This window comes from Pseudomonas sp. MDT1-17, assembly GCF_054898105.1.
On record NZ_JBUBVM010000001.1, the window covers coordinates 4842337 to 4857279 of the forward strand.

General features: G+C 57.8%; 13 protein-coding genes and 4 tRNA genes. 4 read left to right on the forward strand and 13 right to left on the reverse strand.

Annotation, left to right across the window (positions count from 1 at the left end):
• Positions 1-20: 20 nt before the first annotated feature.
• From ACYZTX_RS22420 to ACYZTX_RS22455, 8 genes are all read right to left on the reverse strand, one after another.
• Positions 21-344, reverse strand: a complete 324-nt coding sequence (locus tag ACYZTX_RS22420; RefSeq protein WP_462035896.1) for a hypothetical protein — start codon at positions 342-344, stop codon at positions 21-23.
• 376 nt (positions 345-720) lie between these two features.
• On the reverse strand, positions 721-1008 hold the full coding sequence (locus ACYZTX_RS22425; protein ID WP_462035897.1) for a contact-dependent growth inhibition system immunity protein: 288 nt from the start codon (positions 1006-1008) through the stop codon (positions 721-723).
• Positions 1008-5663 (reverse strand): RHS repeat-associated core domain-containing protein, encoded by a 4656-nt coding sequence (locus ACYZTX_RS22430; RefSeq protein ID WP_462035898.1) that lies wholly within the window; start codon positions 5661-5663, stop codon positions 1008-1010. The genes ACYZTX_RS22425 and ACYZTX_RS22430 overlap by 1 nt, the downstream gene beginning before the upstream one ends.
• Positions 5664-5902: 239 nt before the next feature.
• On the reverse strand, positions 5903-6310 hold the full coding sequence (locus ACYZTX_RS22435) for an SEL1-like repeat protein (protein ID WP_462035899.1): 408 nt from the start codon (positions 6308-6310) through the stop codon (positions 5903-5905).
• The gene (locus ACYZTX_RS22440; RefSeq protein ID WP_462035900.1) at positions 6311-6682 is read right to left on the reverse strand and encodes a hypothetical protein; all 372 of its coding nucleotides are present in this window, start codon (positions 6680-6682) and stop codon (positions 6311-6313) included.
• Positions 6679-7020, reverse strand: coding sequence for a helix-turn-helix domain-containing protein (locus tag ACYZTX_RS22445; protein WP_131062170.1), 342 nt, complete (start codon positions 7018-7020; stop codon positions 6679-6681). The genes ACYZTX_RS22440 and ACYZTX_RS22445 overlap by 4 nt, the downstream gene beginning before the upstream one ends.
• A 114-nt stretch (positions 7021-7134) precedes the next feature.
• Positions 7135-7590 (reverse strand): YkvA family protein, encoded by a 456-nt coding sequence (locus ACYZTX_RS22450; protein WP_462035902.1) that lies wholly within the window; start codon positions 7588-7590, stop codon positions 7135-7137.
• 294 nt (positions 7591-7884) lie between these two features.
• Positions 7885-8601: an FKBP-type peptidyl-prolyl cis-trans isomerase gene (locus ACYZTX_RS22455; protein WP_462035903.1), complete on the reverse strand. Its 717-nt coding sequence runs from the start codon at positions 8599-8601 to the stop codon at positions 7885-7887.
• 269 nt (positions 8602-8870) lie between these two features.
• Here ACYZTX_RS22455 and ACYZTX_RS22460 point away from each other — a divergent pair, with 269 nt between their 5' ends.
• Together ACYZTX_RS22460 and ACYZTX_RS22465 are read left to right on the forward strand one after the other, a co-directional pair.
• Positions 8871-10679 (forward strand): di-heme-cytochrome C peroxidase, encoded by a 1809-nt coding sequence (locus tag ACYZTX_RS22460; RefSeq protein ID WP_462035904.1) that lies wholly within the window; start codon positions 8871-8873, stop codon positions 10677-10679.
• Positions 10676-11809, forward strand: a complete 1134-nt coding sequence (locus ACYZTX_RS22465) for a catalase family protein (protein WP_462035905.1) — start codon at positions 10676-10678, stop codon at positions 11807-11809. Before ACYZTX_RS22460 ends, ACYZTX_RS22465 begins: the two co-directional genes overlap by 4 nt.
• 141 nt (positions 11810-11950) lie before the next feature.
• Here ACYZTX_RS22465 and ACYZTX_RS22470 read toward each other — a convergent pair.
• The 4 genes from ACYZTX_RS22470 to ACYZTX_RS22485 all read right to left on the reverse strand — a co-directional run bounded on the left by ACYZTX_RS22470 (position 11951) and on the right by ACYZTX_RS22485 (position 12480).
• Positions 11951-12027 (reverse strand) — tRNA-Asp (locus ACYZTX_RS22470).
• Positions 12028-12045: 18 nt separating this feature from the next.
• Positions 12046-12121 (reverse strand) — tRNA-Val (locus tag ACYZTX_RS22475).
• Between the two features lie 187 nt (positions 12122-12308).
• Positions 12309-12385 (reverse strand) — tRNA-Asp (locus ACYZTX_RS22480).
• Positions 12386-12404: 19 nt separating this feature from the next.
• Positions 12405-12480 (reverse strand) — tRNA-Val (locus ACYZTX_RS22485).
• Between the two features lie 159 nt (positions 12481-12639).
• Between ACYZTX_RS22485 and rdgC the strand changes: the two genes are divergently transcribed.
• Entirely contained in the window at positions 12640-13560 is a 921-nt protein-coding gene (rdgC, locus tag ACYZTX_RS22490; protein ID WP_462035906.1) for a recombination-associated protein RdgC, read from the forward strand.
• 198 nt (positions 13561-13758) lie between these two features.
• Positions 13759-14073, forward strand: a complete 315-nt coding sequence (gene sugE, locus ACYZTX_RS22495) for a quaternary ammonium compound efflux SMR transporter SugE (protein ID WP_131062177.1) — start codon at positions 13759-13761, stop codon at positions 14071-14073.
• A gap of 82 nt (positions 14074-14155) precedes the next feature.
• On the opposite strand, the gene ACYZTX_RS22500 is transcribed toward sugE, so the two are convergent.
• Positions 14156-14917: a TenA family transcriptional regulator gene (locus ACYZTX_RS22500; RefSeq protein ID WP_462037095.1), complete on the reverse strand. Its 762-nt coding sequence runs from the start codon at positions 14915-14917 to the stop codon at positions 14156-14158.
• Positions 14918-14943: the final 26 nt, after the last annotated feature.

Genomic DNA, 14943 nt, shown 5'->3' on the forward strand with positions numbered 1-14943 from the left:
GGAACGATCTTTCAGCGGTGCTACTCCGAAGGCCGCGCCCGCAACCGCCGTCCAATCACATCCAGCACATCACACCCATCTCGCAATGGAATGGCGCAGAGCAAGGCAAAGTCGCTGAGAATGAAGGACTGACACTCAACCGAACCACGCATGGACAGGTTCTCCAGCACTTGAGTGACAGCGCGGATTCGGAAGCTGGCCGCGTCGGCCAAGACATCGAGCGGTGCGCGGGTATCAACGAACAGGGTGGGCATGTCGTTGCAGTTGCTGGTCAACGCCATGAAGCGGTTTTCGGGGTGGGGGATTGGTTTTTCGTAGGGTGGATCGGGATGTAGTGTTGGCATTTGAGACCTTCCGATGAAAATAGGAGCTGCCAAAAGCCTTCCTACAGGCTTGGGTGGCAGCTATACGCGGGGTAGGAATACCGAGCATCGGAGACTCGACCACGCCGAAGCGTGCCCGCGCACAGCCGCCGCAACAGATCTTACGGACGCAAATTGACGGCCGCAAATCAGGTTTCGACGCTTACGCAATACCGATGCTGAAAAGGTTCCTACACCCCACCACTGAGTTTTCAGTGACCATCAAAGGCTACCGGGTGAACTGACTTCGCACCAGTTCTTGGAAATCGATACGTTTTGAAGGAAACTTCCGACGACCTTGCCCAGAAATTTCGCCACGCCCCCGCTTCGATTAAACAGAAACCTAGTAACGTCCAAGCTAAAGCATCCCGAAAAGATGTTCTAACCAAGCTCGCCCTGACGTCCATGCATAGGGGTAATAGTAGGAACATCCTATTTCTTCAAACAAGAATACCTGTAGTTCCTCTTCACTCTGGATAGTGTACAAAACGACCTGTAACTCGTACTTCACTTGAGAAATCGTTTCTAACGATGATTCAGCAAGGAATGATCGAACGACATCATCCTCAGACTCGTGATCACAATGCCAATCCTCATGGAAGTAGCCAGCAAGGAACTGGAATAGCGAGGGAAATCTAGTGCTCATTATTCTGCATATCCTGTATGTATTCGATAACCGTCTGGCATTCGCTTGTCCTTGCGTAAAAGTAGATACACCCCGGATACGGGCTTAACGGTAGACGCTTTGCGTCTTAAAACAACACCAACTGGATAAGGGACAGAGTCACTAATAATAATCTGGGTATCTCGGCTCTTTATGAATTTTTCTATTACAGCCTTATTGGTCGCTATCACGCTAGACATGGCTTTCTCCGCCGTTGCCCGATCAGAGAAAGTCGACGCCTTACCAAGCCACGGCTCGTCTTTTAACCGCTGTGCCAGCTGAGCTTCAGATCGACCTACGTGTTTTTCAATGAAGTGCCCTCCTCGAGCTTCATGCGCACCCAACCCTCCTCCAGGAACGATTTCGCTATACGGTCCAACGTCCTCTTTGGCGCCAGGACACGGGTTACAAGACAAACCCAACGGATCAACCCACCCCGTCGGATTCGGCGTGTACTGGTACTGGTTCAGCCCGCCCGCCAACTTGATCGGATCCGGCGTCAGGTACCGACCCACCTCCGGATCATAGTACCGATGCCGGTTGTAGTGCAGACCGCTCTCGGCATCAAAGTATTGCCCTTGAAACCGTAACGGCTGCTCGAGCTGCTCGCCCCCACCGAACGCCAAGCGCGTGACCTTGCCGTAGGCGTTGTACTTCGCCGACCAGACGATCTCGCCACCGAAATCGGTCAATTCCTGCGGTGTGCCGAGGTGATCGAGTTGGTAGTAGAACGGGCACGCCTTTCGCGGGCCTTTGCCGTCGAGCATGGCCAGTGGGCGGAAGCTGCCCGGCTCATATACGTAGCTGCGGTAATGCTCGCGGCTGCTTTCGGCGACGAGGTTGTCGCCTTGCCAGAAGAATTCCGTGGTGTGGCCGTCGACGATTTTGGCGATGCGGCGGCCGAAGGCGTCGTAGCAGTAACTTGCGCAACGACCGTCCGGGGTGGTGACGCCGATCAAGCGGTGCTGGCAGTCGTAGCGGTATTCGGTGACGAGTTTTTGCCCGGTGCCACGGCGTTCGCGGATCAGGTTGCCGAAGGCGTCGTAGTCGTAGTGGCGGTCGCCTTGCATGAGCAGGCGATTGCCTTTGACGGTCGCGGCGCCGGGGCGGTCCTGCATCAGCAGGTTGCCGGCCGGGTCGTGGGCGAAAGTTTCCGGTGGGGCGTCGCGGGTGTGGCGCACGCGGGTCAGGCGGTTGAGCGGGTCGTAGTAATAGCTGCGCTGGCCGTGGCGGCTGTCGGCGATGGTCGCCAGGTTGCCGTTGACCGCGTAGCCGTAATGGCGCATGTACAGCGGTCGGGTTTGTTGATTGATCGCGTGGGCCTGCAACCGGCCTTGTTCGTCGTAGTGATAGTGGCTGGTGAGCTGGCCTTGCTGGCGTTGTTGTTCGCGACCGAAGGCAAATTGGTGGGTGGTGAGCCGCGCGCCGTTGAGGTCGATGGCGGTCAGCGCGCCGCCCTTGGCGTGGTGATAATCGAGCTTGCAGCCGTCCGGCAGGCGCAGGCGATTGAGCTGGCCGCAGGCGTCGTAGCCGTAGCGCAGCGTGCCCCAGCCCTGGTGTTCGGTGATCAGGCGATCCTGTTGGTCGTACTCGAATTCCAGCGGATGGTCATGACCGTCATTGACGCTGATCAGGCGACCGAGGCTGTCGTAGCAGTATTGAACCTTGATGCCGTCGGGCAGGGTCTTAAACAGCAGACGTCCGGCGGTATCGCGTTCGTATTGCGTGACCCGTTGCGAACCGTCATCGCCGAACTCGGTTTTCTCCAGCAGATGGCCATTGAGGTCGTAGGCATACGCCGTGCGCTGGCCGTCGAAGCCGGTTTCCTGTCGGATCAGGCCGTTGGCCGTGTAGTCCAGCTGATATTTTTCGCCGGATTCATTTTCGATTTCCGTGAGCAACAGCTGCGCGTTGTCGTAGCGATACTTCAGCTGGGTGCCGTCGGCGCTGAGGCGGCGGCTGACCAGGTGCAGGTCGTCGACGTATTCGTAACGGGTGACGCGGCCCAGTTCGTCGCGTTCGGCGGTGATTTTGCCGTAGGCGTTGTAAGTGAACGCGCGGCTGGCACCGGTAGGCAGCGTCGTCTGAATCAGTCGGCCGACGGCATCCCATTGGTACTGGGTGACGGCGCCGTGTTCGTCCTGACGGGTAATCTGCCGGCCCAATCCATCGTAGGAAAACCGCCGCTGGCCACCGTCCGGCAAGGTCTCTTCGAGCAGTTGCCCTAATGGGCTCCAGACAAAGACATGCCGGCTGTTGTCCGGGTAACGGATCGACAGCAGCCGACCTTTTTCGTCGTAGTGATAGTGGCTGACATGGCCGTCGGGATCGGTCGCTTCGGTGATATCGCCCTGAGCATTGCGCTGATATTTCCAGACGGCTTTACCGCGATAGCGCGCGTGCAGGAAACCGTTGCGATACTCGTAGGCCGTCGGCTCGTCTTCTGGCGGAATCAGCGCGACCAGCCGTCCGACTTCGTCGTAGCGGTATTCGGTGACGGTGCCGAGCGGGTCCTGCTCGGCGATCAACCGCCCCTGGTCGTCGTAGGCCTTGAGGTGTTCGCCACCATCCAGTTCAACCTTGCGTACCAGCCGCGCCCGATCGTCGTGGACGTAAACCTCTTCGCTGCCGTCGATGTTGTGGACGGTGACACTGCCCTGGTCATCCCAGACATACCGCGCATCCATCTGCGAAAACGACGCCCAGTGGCGGATGCATCGGGCCGCCTTGCCGGACCTTTCCCACTCCCAGAAGAAACTTGCCCCACCGGCCAGTTGCCGCTGAAGAATGACGTGCTGATCGTCGTAGTCGTAGCGCTCGCTTTCACCGGCGGCGTTGGCCGCTTCGATCAGCTGACCGCGTTCGTCGTAGTGGTAACTGACCAGTGTTTGCTCGGTGTGCCAAGCTTCGTCCAGGGTCTGGGCCGGGACAAAAATCTGATAGTCGACGGCGACCAGATGGCTGCGGTCATAGCGCAACAGCAAGGCTCGGCCGGTACCGTTGTCGAGGCGCTTGATCCGGTCCTGGCGGTCGCGGGTGATGCGCAGGCGGTTGTCGTAAGCGTCGCTGATGCTTGTCAGCCGACCGTTTTGAAAGTGATAGAAACGCGTGTCGTCTCCCGCCTGGGCGAGGATCAGTTCTTCGGGTTGATCACCCAGGTAAATCGCCGCGCGCGACAGGCTGTTGTGGATCGCCGGGCGTTCGCTGTTGGGTAGCGGGAAGGGGGTGCGGCGGTTTTCGTGGTCGATCCAGATGACGTTTTCGCCATCGATTTCCAGTCGATGGGCGAGGCTGTGACTCCAGCCGAAACCGAGGCCGCAATCGATCTCGGCAGCGCTGGTGCGATAGAGCCGGGTGAAGTTGAACGGCAGGATGCCGTCCAGCGCACCGTCGGTGAGGGTCAGCAGTTCTTCGCCGGTGACCATCGACACCGGGCATTTGTTGGTCGCGGTTTTATCGGCGGAGTCGACGCTGTCGCCGTTGGGGTTTTTCGCTTGATCCGGGACGTCGTCGCGGTGTTCGTTTTGCTTGAGCGTGGTGTTGCGTTTGGCATCCCAACGCAGTTGCATACGACCTTTTTTCAGACCCGCTGCAACACCGCGCGCGGCAACTTTTTTGTAGCGATCAACGTAGGTAATGAAGCTGTTGATGATGTTGAAGATCGCTTTGACGAAACCCACAACAGCGTCGACGATTCGGGCGCCGTAGTTGGTAAGGCGCATACCCAGATAGGCAATGCCTGCGCCTGCGCCCGCAAAAGTCAGGACAACCCCGATCAGAATATCGATGAGCAGTTGCACCACCACGGTTGAAATCGCTTCGGCAGTTTTGCCGGCGATTACGCTGGGAGGCAGCATCTCCAACCACAGGCTGGCCGTGCGCAGCAACAGACAGAGGGCCGCTTCATCACTGGCCAGCAGCTGGACCTTTTCCATTGTTGCTGGAAATTTCTCCGCCAGTTCGGCCAGTTGGCCGGCGCCGCTACCCAAGCGGTCACCGAACTTTCGGGGATCCTGGAGAATGTCTGAAAGCAGGCTGATGCTGTCCCACACACCAATAATCGCAGCCCAACTTCCTGCGAGCATTCCGTTACCCGTGGCTGCAAAAGCCGACTGCGACCACTGCGGTTTGACCCCCTCCCATTCCTTGCGCAGCCAATCTTCCAACTCTGAGGTCAGGCCATCGTAAGAGGAAAAGAGATCTTTGATGTGTGCCGGAGTCACTTCACTCTGAACATGAACTCGATAGAACTTGCCCGGCGTGCCTTCGAACTGTCCCTTGCCGTTTTCGTCGAGCGAGACCGATGCGCGCTTACCGCCATCCATGGCAATCACATCGACCGAAATGTTCCCCAACGGAATGTCGTAAACCGATTCAAACTTGCTCTCGATTTCCAGAATTCCGCCTTCCGGGCATCGCGCAACACTGGAGAAAAAATCCTCATCACTTTGGCTAACGGACTTACTGGTATTCCCCAGTTTGATCTTCCGCTCCATGCCCATCAGCGACGGCATGTCCGCAGCCCGACTGACCCTGTCCGCATTCCTGCTCAGGAAGCCGCCGAGTTGTTGGCGATACAAACTTAGGGTGTCTTTAAAACCGTCGAGCTCCTGCTCAATGCGGGCGATGTACGTCATCAACGCACCATGCGGCATGAAGCAGAGTGAATAATCGGGTCAAACATGAGCAATCCCTCGCGCAGAAAATGGGGCGCGCGAAACTTTGCGGGGGATCAATCAAGAAAGAAGTCAGGGAAGTAGGATATGGATGTAGGGCGAATCCCTAATTAACGATCACCGAATGACAAGCAGGCAGAAACGCAAACGTGGCGGAAGGTTTCCCTTACGCCACGTTTATTTTTCGGACAATCTTTGGATTATTGCGCAGAACCGCGAGACGCCAACTCTTTCAATTTAAGCTCAGCCAACGGATGCCCAGCCTTGGCAGCGATTCCCCAAAACCGCGCAGCTTCAACCGGATCCGGCACCTTGCTCGGCGTTCCGGCAAGACTGATCACGCCCACCTGATACGCTGCCTTGCCATCCCCCGCCAACGCCGCGAGGCGCAGCAATCTCACACCCTCCTCGCGTGCCCCAAGGCCGACGCCGCGAAAGGCCAGGATGTGGCCGTAGAAGCTCTGGGCACCGACATCACCCAGGTTCGCCATGCGGGCGAACTGGCCTTCGAGCCAGTTCCAGCCACGCGGTTGACGCACAAACCACGACCAGTGAAACAACCTACGCGCCAGCCAGTAACTGGCCTTCGCCTTGAGTCGCAGCAACACTCAGGCCTCCGCCGACTCGGGGTATTCGTACTCGAACACCCGCACCACTTCCGAGGCATGCCAGGACGCTGCGGCGATGCCATCGGAAGGACCGGAGAAACGCCCCAGACGCTCGACACATTCAAAGAAACCGGTGCGCGGCAAGCGGCTGGCACCCTGGCTGATCACCAGCGAGCTGCGCAAGGGCTGCTCGGCCTTGGCGTCCATCGCGGCCAGATGCTCAAGGGCGGCGGTCAGGGTTTGCATGGCCGGCGTGGGCAGTTGCAAACGTTCTAGCAGTGCCCGATATGTCAGAAGATGGCGCTGGCGGCGCGCCTGATCCAGTTCACCCAGCAACCCGTCCCAATGTTGACGACTGATGCGTACGCTCACGATTCATCCCTCCACCCTGGCACCGTCAATTCCCAGGCCAGGCTGCGGCGAATCGCAGCGTCGGGTTGACGCTCGCCACTTTCAATCAAGGCCAGATAAGACGGGCTGATGCCTACCGTGCGGGCGAGCGCCTCGATGGCGATGCCCTTCCCTTCGCGCAAACTGCGTAGTTGATCCAGCCCCGGAAGAATCTGGTCTGGTGATGCTGCGTGACGCACCGGCGTGTCGGGCGCCGGTTGTTCGTTGATGCCTGCTGCTTTCAGTAGAGCCTGATACTGAGCCCACGGCAGAACCGCATATTCGGGCTCGCCTTCGCGTGTAATTATCTGAATATCCATGACTACCCCGTAGGACAACAACACTTAGCGAGTCGGCACTTTTCCCTAGAAGTGTAATCCTAACAGCGGCCAAGGTCGCGGGGGGCATCAATCTGTGGATGAGACTGAATCAACTCAGTTTTTTTTCGGCCCCTGAAGCTGAAGTTGTTCCGGGGTATCGGGTAGGCGCTCGGCCACTGCGAGCTTCTCCGGCGACTGACGATTGCGCCAGGCGCGAAAAGCGTTGAGTTCGTCGTCGAGGACTTTCATCAGCCAAGCCAGCACCGCGATGTCATCGAGCATGCCGAACACCGGAATGAAATCCGGAATCGCATCCAGCGGACTGAGGAAGTACATCAGGCCTGCCACGACTGATATCAGCGCCTTTGGGCTGATGGCCCGATACTCGCCGCGCCAGTAAGCCAGGCAGAGTCCCTGCAACAGGCGCAGATCATCCTTGAGTTTGCCCAGCCGGTTGCCTTGGCTGGCACCTTTGCTGGCCACCGCGAAGAGCAAGGTCGGCAAACGTCCACGCGCGAGCAGGCGTCCGGCCAAAGGCAGGAAACGAGCGAAATTCCAGGGTGTTTTCATCATTTCCTCCCACTGAAATGTTATCCACACAAATTGTGGATAACCTTGTGAACAGAGCTGCTTTTCACGGCTGAAAGCCCCGTTTCATAAGGGCCTAACTCAGATCGGGCGTTTTTTACTCACATAAAAAAACCCAAGATTTCATTGACTTGGCGCTCTGGCGCGGCTAGCACAGGCGTCCTCAATGGCTATGACTCCAGCCTACAGCATCCGTTCGCTTTGTTTACCTTCGCTGAACGCCAGATGCAACAACGCCCCGCATAAGCGAGGCGTTGTTTTTAGAGCAGACGCCTGTTACTTGGCAGCGGCGTCTTGTTTTGCTGGATCCTTGATCGCCAGCAGTTCCAGGTCGAATACCAGCACCGAGTTGGCTGGAATCGCCGGGCTTGGGCTTTGGGCGCCGTAAGCCAGTTCGCTAGGGATGTACAGTTTGTACTTCTCGCCAACGTGCATCAGTTGCAGGCCTTCGACCCAACCCGGAATCACACCGCTGACCGGCAGATCGATCGGGCTGCCACGCTCGACGGAGCTGTCGAAAACGGTGCCGTTGGTCAGGGTGCCGGTGTAGTGAACGGTCACTACGTCGGTCGGCTTAGGCTGTGCGCCATCGGCCTTCTTGACCACTTCATATTGCAGGCCCGAAGCGGTGGTGGTTACACCGGCTTTCTTGGCGTTGTCGTCGAGGAATTTCTTGCCGGCGGATGCCGACTCTTCGCTCATTTTGGCCATACGCTCTTCAGCACGCTTCTGCAGTGCTGCGAAGGCTTCGACCAGCTCGTCATCCTTCAGCTTCTGTTCTTTCTTGCCGACGGCATCTTCGATGCCTTGCGCTACGGCTTTGGAGTCCAGGTCATCCATGCCTTCCTGAGCCAGGCTCTTGCCCATGTTCAGGCCAATTCCGTAGGAAGCTTTTTGCGCCGGGGTTTTCAGCTCTACGCTGGTCTGCGAATCACAACCCGCAAGTACCAGGCTAACCAGGGCCACCGCCGCCGCCAACCGATGCTGTTTCATGCTATTTCCTTGTTCATGCGCCTAAAGGGCAATCGAATAAAGCCGCGAGCTTATCAGGCGGCCACGACCAATGGCTACCGGCATGAGAGCCGGAAACTTCTGATAAGTTCAGGTGTTTCAACGCATTTCGGGAATGGGATGATGAAGCTTCTGTCATCTTGCGCTCATAGAAACAGGTATCGGATACCACAGCATCTGGCGTAATGGCCACTTGCCGCACCTCTGGTGTTGAGGCATAAGGGAGTTATAAATTGACAAGGATGTTTATCTTGCGTCTCTTCTTCCGTTTACTGGTTCTGCTCGCAGTGCTGCTCGGGCTGGGCCTCGCCATGGTTCTGTACTACGTCGCCAACCCGAAACTGCCGGCTTGGTCACCCGTGCAGCAGGTGCACTACCTGGAGCAATGGAGCGCCGCCGACCGCGAGATTTACTACTTCACACCTCAGGGTACTCAGGTCAAAGGCTTGCGCTATAACTGGTTCAAGGCCCTCGAATTGCCGTTCTCGCAACAGCGATTCGCCGCTCCCGAATACCTCGCGCGCTTCGGTTTCCTGATCAACCCCAGCCAAAGACCCACGCCGAACAACCCCGGCAATTTGCCCGTGGGTTTTGCCCGTCATCAGAACCCTGGAAGCCAGGACGAGTTTCTGGACATCACCTGCGCTGCCTGCCATACCGGCGAACTGCGTTTTAACGGCCAGGCCGTGCGTATCGATGGTGGTTCGGCGCAGCATGTGTTGCCATCCAGCGTTCCTACGTTGCGCGGTGGCAGTTTCGGGCAAGCGCTGGTGGCCAGTCTGACGTCGACTTACTACAACCCGTGGAAATTCGAACGTTTCGCACGCAACGTGTTGGGCCAGGACTACGATGCCCGGCATCAACAGCTGCGCAAAGACTTCAAAATCTCTCTCGACACCTTCTTGAAGGTGGCCTGGAACGACACCCATCGCGGGCTCTACCCGACCGAAGAAGGCCCCGGCCGCACCGACGCTTTCGGTCGCATTGCCAACGCCAGTTTCGGCGATGCGATTTCCCCAACCAACTACCGCGTGGCCAACGCTCCGGTCGACTATCCACAACTGTGGGACATGTGGACCTTCGACTGGGTGCAGTGGAACGGTTCGGCTCAGCAACCGATGGCCCGCAACATCGGTGAGGCCCTGGGCGTAGGCGCCACGCTGAATTTCTTCGACGCTAACGGCCAACCGCTTAAAGGTGACGCTCGTTATCCGTCCAGTGTCCGATTGCGTGATCTGCACCTGATCGAACAAACCCTGCAACGGCTCAAACCACCGGCCTGGCCTGAAGAGCTGCTCGGCGCTGTCGACAAACCCATGGCCACCAAAGGTCGCGAGCTGTTTACCGAGAACTGCGCTGGCTGCCATGTGCCTCGATCGGTCCAGAGCAACGGACGCTGGGTGCAACATTTGAAAATGCTGCCCGTGGAGTTCATTGGCACAGACCCAGGCGCCGCCAATAACATCGCCGACCATCGCTTCGACCTGACGGCCTTGCAATGGGATCCGGTGGAACTGGCGCAGCTGAATGTGCAATTGCAGCCGACGCCCTCCGAATCGCTGGATTTGAGCAAGCTCTCATCGGCTAAAGGGTTGGCCTATGTCACCGCTTTCGTCGGAAATCGTGCCTACCGCGAAGCAGACATTCCTACGGCCGGACGACCGGACATGGATGGCTTCGGCCTGCCGATTGGCGTGCGCGAAATGCGGGCCTACAAGGCGCGCCCCTTGGCAGGCGTCTGGGCGACCGCGCCATTTCTGCATAATGGTTCGGTACCGAGCCTTTATCAATTGCTCTCGCCTCAGGATGAACGTGCAACCACCTTCTACAAAGGCACTTTCGAGTACGACCCGAGGCACCTCGGCTATCGCACCGAGGCTTTCACCGATGGATTTTTGTTCGAGACACGCATCACCGGCAATCACAACAGTGGCCACGAGTTCCGCGCAGGCAAGCGCGGCAACGGCGTTATCGGCCGCTGGCTGCAACCGGAAGAACGCTGGGCATTGCTGGAGTACCTGAAAGTGTTGGGCGGGCCGTTGGAGGCGCAATTGCCATGAAAAGGCTCTGGATGCGTCTTGGCGCCCTTCTCGGCAAAATCCTGTTGTGCTTGCTGGGCCTTGGATTGCTCGGCTGGGCGCTGGCCACGGCGTGGTTCGCCTGGCAACACAGTGGCCCGGTTTCGGCTGAAGAACTGATTCCAGAGGGCGAATCAGCGATGAGCCAAGACATCATCCAGACTGCCGTGCGCATCGTCGATCAACACCGTGAAAGCACCCGCTACCTGCGCGACGCCCATGCCAAGGCCCACGGCTGCGTGAAGGCCGAGGTTCAGGTGCTGCCGAATCTGGCGGTTGAGCTGCGTCAGGGCGTGTTCAGCGAACCCGGGAAAACCTGGCAAGCGACGATGCGGCTGTCCAACGGCAATGCGTACCCGCAGTTCGACAGTATTCGCGATGCACGGGGTATGGCAATCAAGTTGCTCGACGTGCCCGACAAACAACTGCTGAACGATCAACAGAGTCGTGGCGAACAGGACTTCGTAATGTTCAGCCATCCAAACTTCTTCGTCAGCGATGTCGCCGAGTACCGTCAGAATGTAGCCGCACAGGCTGACGGCAAGAAGCTGGGGGCGTTCTTCCCGGGTTGGGACCCACGGACCTGGCAGGTTCGCCACCTGTTTATCGCGCTGGCGACACTGTCACCCGCCCCGGAAAGTCCGACCCAAACGACTTACTTTTCGGTCTCGCCCTACAAATTCGGCGAAGCCAATGCCAAGTTTCGCGTCACGCCCGATCTGGCAAGCTGCCCGACCTACACCCTGCCCGCGCAAAACCAAAAGTTACCGAACTTCCTGCGCAATGCGCTGAACCAGCAATTGTCGGCCGACCGGATGGCGGCCTGTTTCGTGTTGCAGATACAACGCCAGGACCCGGCCAAGTACATGCCGATCGAAGACACGAGCATTGAGTGGCAGCAAAGCGATGCACTGTTCGAGACCGTGGCGCGGATCAAAGTACCTGCCCAGGACTTCGATACGCCTGCGCTGAACGTGCAATGCGACAACCTGTCGTTCAACCCGTGGTTTGGCCTTGAGGCTCATCGCCCCATTGGCGGTATCAACCGGTTGCGCAAAGCCGTGTATGAAGCCGTGAGCGACTACCGACACAGCCGCAACGCCGAACAATAAGAAGGCAGAACGACAAATAGCGATCCCAAGGTCGCTTTCTCAGTGCAGCCTCGGCAGAAGCCAAATCCCAGACAGCAAAAAGCCCGCATTAAGCGGGCTTTCTGTGGTGACCTGGCGTTCAGCGTTCCAGGTTACCGAATATGGCGCAGCGGACGGGACTCGAACCCGCGACCCCCGGCGTGACAGGCCGGTATTCTAACCGACTGAACTACCGCTGCGCGTAACATTGAAAGTAATGGTGGGTGATGACGGGATCGAACCGCCGACATTCTGCTTGTAAGGCAGACGCTCTCCCAGCTGAGCTAATCACCCTTTACCTTCGTTGCGGGGCGCATTGTGCCACAGATTTTCATAACGTGTTGATTTAATTGATAAATTATCAAAAAAATCTGAAAACCGGTAAAACGATACACCCTGCAGGAACTATGGACAGAAAAAAACCCGCGTTAGCGGGCTTTTCCGTGGTGACCTGGCGTTCAGCGTTCCAGGTTACCGAATATGGCGCAGCGGACGGGACTCGAACCCGCGACCCCCGGCGTGACAGGCCGGTATTCTAACCGACTGAACTACCGCTGCGCGTAACACTTGAAGCGAATGGTGGGTGATGACGGGATCGAACCGCCGACATTCTGCTTGTAAGGCAGACGCTCTCCCAGCTGAGCTAATCACCCTTCACTTTCGGTGTGGCGCGCATTCTACGGAGCGACTCCACCTCTGGCAAGCACTTTTTAAAATAATTTTTCAGGCCTTCCAAAGGCTTAGAGAAGGGTTGGCCTATGGCGCCGCGAAGAGAATAATGCCCCCCTTTGCATAAAGGAGAGACTTGCCCCATGTGGTTCAAAAACCTGCTTATCTATCGCCTGACCCAAGATCTGCCTTTTGATGCCGAGGCGTTGGAAACTGCACTGGCCACCAAACTGGCGCGTCCATGTGCAAGCCAGGAGTTGACCACCTACGGTTTCGTCGCGCCGTTCGGCAAGGGCGAAGATGCACCGCTGGCCCACGTCAGCGGTGACTTCCTGCTGATCGCCGCGCGTAAAGAAGAACGTATTCTGCCGGGCAGCGTCGTACGTGACGCCGTGAAGGAAAAGGTCGAAGAGATCGAAGCGGAACAAATGCGCAAGGTCTACAAAAAGGAACGCGACCAGATCAAGGATGAAATCATCCAGGCCTTCCTGCCGCGCGCCTTTATTCGTCGTTCGTCGACTTTCGCTGCCATCGCGCCGAAACAGGGCCTGATCCTGGTCAATTCGGCCAGCCCGAAACGTGCCGAAGACCTGTTGTCCACCCTGCGTGAAGTCATTGGCTCGCTGCCGGTGCGTCCGCTGACCGTGAAGATGTCCCCTACCGCGACCATGACCGAATGGGTCACCACCCAGAAAGCGGCGGACGACTTCTTCGTGCTGGACGAGTGCGAACTGCGCGACACCCACGAAGACGGCGGCATCGTGCGTTGCAAGCGTCAGGACCTGACCAGCGAAGAAATCCAGCTGCACCTGAGCACCGGCAAAGTGGTCACTCAGCTGTCGCTGGCCTGGCAAGACAAGCTGTCTTTCGTGCTTGACGACAAAATGGTGGTCAAGCGCCTGAAGTTCGAAGATCTGCTGCAAGATCAGGCAGAACAGGACGGTGGCGAAGAAGCCCTCGGTCAACTGGATGCCAGCTTCACCCTGATGATGCTGACCTTTGGCGACTTCCTGCCGGCGCTGGTTGAAGCGTTGGGCAGCGAAGAGACTCCGCAGGGAATCTAACCTGACGCGCGGTTTTCAATGTGTCCGCGTAATTTTCGGTAGAGGATCGGGAAATAGCGGCCCAGCAGGCTGTCGACTGATCCAAAAACTTGATCCCCGGATTAATGATGGGCACTCTATTGCGCAAGCGAGGACGACCTCGCGGCTCGATCGAGTCATTAATCTGGGGACGACCCCGTCAATCGATGAAGGTCTCTCATGTCCTGGATCATTCTGTTCTTCGCCGGCCTGTTTGAAGTTGGCTGGGCCGTCGGCCTGAAATACACCGATGGCTTCAGCCGTCCTCTCCCCACCGCATTGACCGTTGCCGCCATGGTCATCAGCCTTGGCTTGCTGGGTCTTGCCATGAAGGAATTGCCGCTGGGTACGGCCTATGCGATCTGGACCGGTGTGGGTGCAGTCGGGACAGTGATCGCCGGGATCATTCTGTTTGGCGAATCCATGGCGCTGTTCCGGCTGGCCAGTGTGGCGCTGATCATTGCCGGGCTGGTTGGGCTGAAGGTCAGCGCTTAGTCATTTTCAGCTGTAACTAAAAAGCCCGCCCCCCTGTCGATACGGACAGGGGGGCGGGCTTTTTCAATACAGGGATAACGAATCAGCTTTCGGCCAGTGCCCTACGCTCACGCGCGACCGGGGCCTTTTCCGCCTGCTCAAGCTGCATGCAACGCTCCAGGAACAGGAACATGTAGTCGTAGCTCTTGCAGACTGCCTGACGCAATTCCACTTGCAAGGATTTGCTTGGGTTCATGCCCGCCAGTGTGCAGATGATTTCCAGCGCTTCCCACGGATGAGCATCGTCGTACTGGGCATGCATCTTCAACCACTTCATGGCCCGCTTGCGATCTTCCTCCGGGAACGATGCCGCGTAGACGCCACTGGAACAGACCAGCGCCGACCACTCCCCGGTCGCCCCTTCAATGGCGTAGTTGGTGGCGGCAATGGCAACGATCAGCGAATCCGAGGAACTGGTGTGCCAGCACCAATGGCTCAATGCGTGGAGTTCAGGGGCAACCTGTTGCGCTTGCAGATCTTCCAGGCTGACACCGTGAGCACGGCTCCAGTGCACCCAGTAATCGGCATGATTCAATTCGACGCGAATGTTACGCATCAGCCAGCGACGCGCCATGTCTTCGCCCGGGTGGCGGGCAAAGCGGGTCTTGGTCAGGTTCTGTGCCATATATAACGCGAACTGTTCGACCACTGGCCAGCCACCAATCAGGTACTGGCGCATGGTCTTTACGCTGAGTTTGTTGTCACGCAGACGCTGATACAGTTCGTGTTCGACAACCTGGCGTTTACTCTCGCTGCAATCCTGGATCAGGCGTTGAGCCCAGGCGGGGTAACTTGCAGCTTCCATGAGGGGGCCGGTTCGGTTGAATGTGT

Bases quoted from the DNA above. Each gene is read 5' to 3' on its own strand.
- rdgC (WP_462035906.1), top strand. From the start codon at position 12,640: ATGTGGTTCAAAAACCTGCTTATCTATCGCCTGACCCAAGATCTGCCT.
- ACYZTX_RS22445 (WP_131062170.1), bottom strand. From the start codon at position 7,020: ATGGATATTCAGATAATTACACGCGAAGGCGAGCCCGAATATGCGGTT.
- ACYZTX_RS22425 (WP_462035897.1), bottom strand. From the start codon at position 1,008: ATGAGCACTAGATTTCCCTCGCTATTCCAGTTCCTTGCTGGCTACTTC.
- ACYZTX_RS22420 (WP_462035896.1), bottom strand. From the start codon at position 344: ATGCCAACACTACATCCCGATCCACCCTACGAAAAACCAATCCCCCAC.
- ACYZTX_RS22450 (WP_462035902.1), bottom strand. From the start codon at position 7,590: ATGAAAACACCCTGGAATTTCGCTCGTTTCCTGCCTTTGGCCGGACGC.
- ACYZTX_RS22465 (WP_462035905.1), top strand. From the start codon at position 10,676: ATGAAAAGGCTCTGGATGCGTCTTGGCGCCCTTCTCGGCAAAATCCTG.
- ACYZTX_RS22455 (WP_462035903.1), bottom strand. From the start codon at position 8,601: ATGAAACAGCATCGGTTGGCGGCGGCGGTGGCCCTGGTTAGCCTGGTA.
- sugE (WP_131062177.1), top strand. From the start codon at position 13,759: ATGTCCTGGATCATTCTGTTCTTCGCCGGCCTGTTTGAAGTTGGCTGG.
- ACYZTX_RS22430 (WP_462035898.1), bottom strand. From the start codon at position 5,663: ATGACGTACATCGCCCGCATTGAGCAGGAGCTCGACGGTTTTAAAGAC.
- ACYZTX_RS22500 (WP_462037095.1), bottom strand. From the start codon at position 14,917: ATGGAAGCTGCAAGTTACCCCGCCTGGGCTCAACGCCTGATCCAGGAT.